Origin of the sequence: Saccharopolyspora sp., assembly GCF_017434145.1 — a bacterium.
GTDB lineage: Bacteria > Actinomycetota > Actinomycetes > Mycobacteriales > Pseudonocardiaceae > Saccharopolyspora_C > Saccharopolyspora_C galaxeae.
Window position 1 is genome coordinate 1 of sequence record NZ_JAFRFW010000917.1, and the last position, 2,612, is coordinate 2,612.

General features: G+C 71.1%; 2 protein-coding genes and 1 riboswitch. Both genes read left to right on the forward strand.

All coding sequences use genetic code 11. From position 1 onward, the window contains the following. Positions 1-161: riboswitch (cobalamin riboswitch) on the reverse strand. This riboswitch is flagged as partial in the annotation. 408 nt (positions 162-569) lie between these two features. Beyond that, on the forward strand, positions 570-2,258 hold the full coding sequence (locus IJH84_RS24785) for a bifunctional UDP-sugar hydrolase/5'-nucleotidase (RefSeq protein WP_295149672.1): 1,689 nt from the start codon (positions 570-572) through the stop codon (positions 2,256-2,258). Between the two features lie 4 nt (positions 2,259-2,262). Continuing rightward, positions 2,263-2,538 (forward strand): hypothetical protein, encoded by a 276-nt coding sequence (locus tag IJH84_RS24790; RefSeq protein ID WP_295149674.1) that lies wholly within the window; start codon positions 2,263-2,265, stop codon positions 2,536-2,538. Positions 2,539-2,612: the final 74 nt, after the last annotated feature.

Genomic DNA, 2,612 nt, shown 5'->3' on the forward strand with positions numbered 1-2,612 from the left:
GGACCTACTGGCCGTCGCTTCCCGGACGCCTCGGGCGTCCAGTGCTGCACCACCCGGGGAGGTGGTGACGGCGGTCGTTCCCGTTCACCGCTGCGGGGCAGTCCCGGATTCGCACCAGGTTCCCTGTTGTCCCACCGGGCACCCCGGTGACCATCAGCGCGGCCACACTACATGTTGGGCCGAGTCCTCTCTCGCACCCCAAGACCCCGCGTGTCGCCGCCCGCCGCCGATGACCGGCCGCCCGCCCCGCCGTCACCGCACCCTGCTCCTGGCCGTACCCGCACCCTGCCCGACACGCCCGGCCATCCGCCGCACATCTCCGAGTGAACGGACCGCTCGACCAATCTAGCCGGACCAACAGGTCGTTCACCCGGATCGAAGCTGCTCGGAATGGGGATGTGCGGGCGTGTCGGGCGCGCGGCAACTGCCGGGTTCGCGAGGAGTGAACGGACCGCTCGACCAATCTAGTGGGACGAACAGGCCGTTCACTCCGAAAAGAGAGGGTGGTTTCGGGGGAGGGGTGGCGGCAGAATGTCCGGTGGATCACTGGTGGGTGGGAGGACAATCGGATGCGCGCATGTCGCGTGCGCAGCGCCGCCGTCGCGGTCGCCGCGTGCTTGGTCACCTTCGGAACGGCGCTGCCCGCGCAGGCAGCGCCCGCCGACACCGAGGTGCGGTTGATCACGTTCAACGACCTGCACGGCAACCTCGCGGCGCCGTCCGGATCATCCGGCGAGGTCGAGCTGGCGGACGGGACGAGCGTCCCGGCGGGCGGTGCCGCCTACCTCGTCGCGCACATCGACCGGCTGCGCGCGGAGGTGCCGAACTCGCTGGTGCTCTCGGCCGGGGACAGCGTGGGCGCATCGCCGGTGGAATCCGCGCTGTTCCACGACGAACCGACCGTCGAATTCCTCAACTCGCAGGACGTGCGCGCCCAAGTCGTCGGCAACCACGAATTCGACGAGGGCTACCCCGAGCTGCAGCGGATGCAGCGCGGCGGGTGCCACCCCGAGGACGGCTGCGCGTTCCGGGATTCCTTCGACGGTTCCGATTTCCCGACCCTGGGTGCGAATGTGTCCTTTGCGGACGGTAGGCCCGCGCTGCTGCCGTTCACCGTGCAGCGCTCCGGCGGTGTGCCCATCGGGATCATCGGCGTGACGCTGCACGACCTGCCGCAGTCGGTGAGCCCGGACGCGGTGGCGGGCCTGGAGTTCGGCGACGAGGTCGCCGCCATCGACCGCACCGCCGAAGCGCTCGACCGACTCGGGGTCAAAGCGCAGGTCGTGCTGATGCACCAGGGCGACGAAGCCGCAGGCGGCGGGCCGGATTCCTGTGCGGTGGCCCCGGAAGGACCGGCCACTCGCGTCGCGGCGGCCGCCTCGCCGAAGGTCGACGCGCTGTTCACCGCGCACAGCCACCAGCAGTACAACTGCACCGTCGACGACCCGGCCGGCGATCCGCGCCCGGTCGTGCAAGGCGCTTCCTACGGGCGGCTGCTGTCCACGATGGACCTGAGCATCAACCACCGAACCGGCGACGTCGTGCGGGACAAGACCAAGGCGCGCAACGAAATCGTCAGCCGCGACATCGCACCCGACCCGGAAACCGCCGCGCTGGTCGACGAAGCCAAGACCAAAGCCGCCCCGATCGCGAACCGCGAAGTGGGCACCGCCACCGGCGACTTGAGCCGCGATCCCGCGCCGTCCGGGGAAACCACGCTCGGCGACCTCATCGCCGACGCCCAGCTGGAAGCCACCAAGGGGGCCGGCGCGCAGGTGGCGCTGACCAACCCCGGCGGAATCCGCGCCGACCTGCCGCACCGGTCGTCGGCGAACGGCGAAGGTGACGGCGTGATCACCTACGGCGAAGCGTTCGCCGTGCAGCCGTTCGGCAACACCATGCAGACCATGACGCTCACCGGCGCGCAGTTGAAGAACGTGCTGGAGCAGCAGTGGCAGGGCGACGGCGCGACGATGCTGCAGATTTCGTCCACTTTGCACTACGCCTACTCGGAATCCGCGCCCGCCGGGTCCAAGGTGTCCGATCTGGCCATCGCGGGCGAACCCGTTGATCCGGGCGCGACCTACCGCGTCGCGGTGAACAACTTCCTGGCGGGCGGCGGCGACGGCTTCAGCGGCTTCACCGAGGGCACCGACGTGACCGGTGGCCCGGTCGATCTGGACGCGCTGCTGGGATACCTCGGCGCGCACCCGGGCATCGTGCCGCCGCCTGCGGACCGGATCACCGCCACCGGGTGAGCCGGTGGACGCGCTGCAGGAAACCGTCGCCGGTGCGCGCGCCGCACTCGCGCAGCGCGCCCGCGGCGGGGCGGCGCTGGGCACCGCGCCGGGCGGGCGGGACCGGGCGAAAGGTTACTTCCGGGCGATGCTGGATTGCGTCGTGTGGCTGCTGACCGAGCGAGCAGGAACCGCGCGACCGGTCAGCTACGCGTTGGCACGCCGGGTGATCGCCGGCGAAATCACGCCGGAGGAGGCGCTAGCCCTGCACGTCGGCGAGCCGGTCGATGCGGGTGAGTAGCTCCGCGGCGTCATCGCGGGCCGCGTGCTGCCGGTCCGCCAGCTGCGCCGACCACGCGCGCAACCCGGCAAGCC

Coding starts and splice junctions, on each gene's coding strand:
- IJH84_RS24785 (WP_295149672.1), top strand. CDS start 570: ATGCGCGCATGTCGCGTGCGCAGCGCCGCCGTCGCGGTCGCCGCGTGC.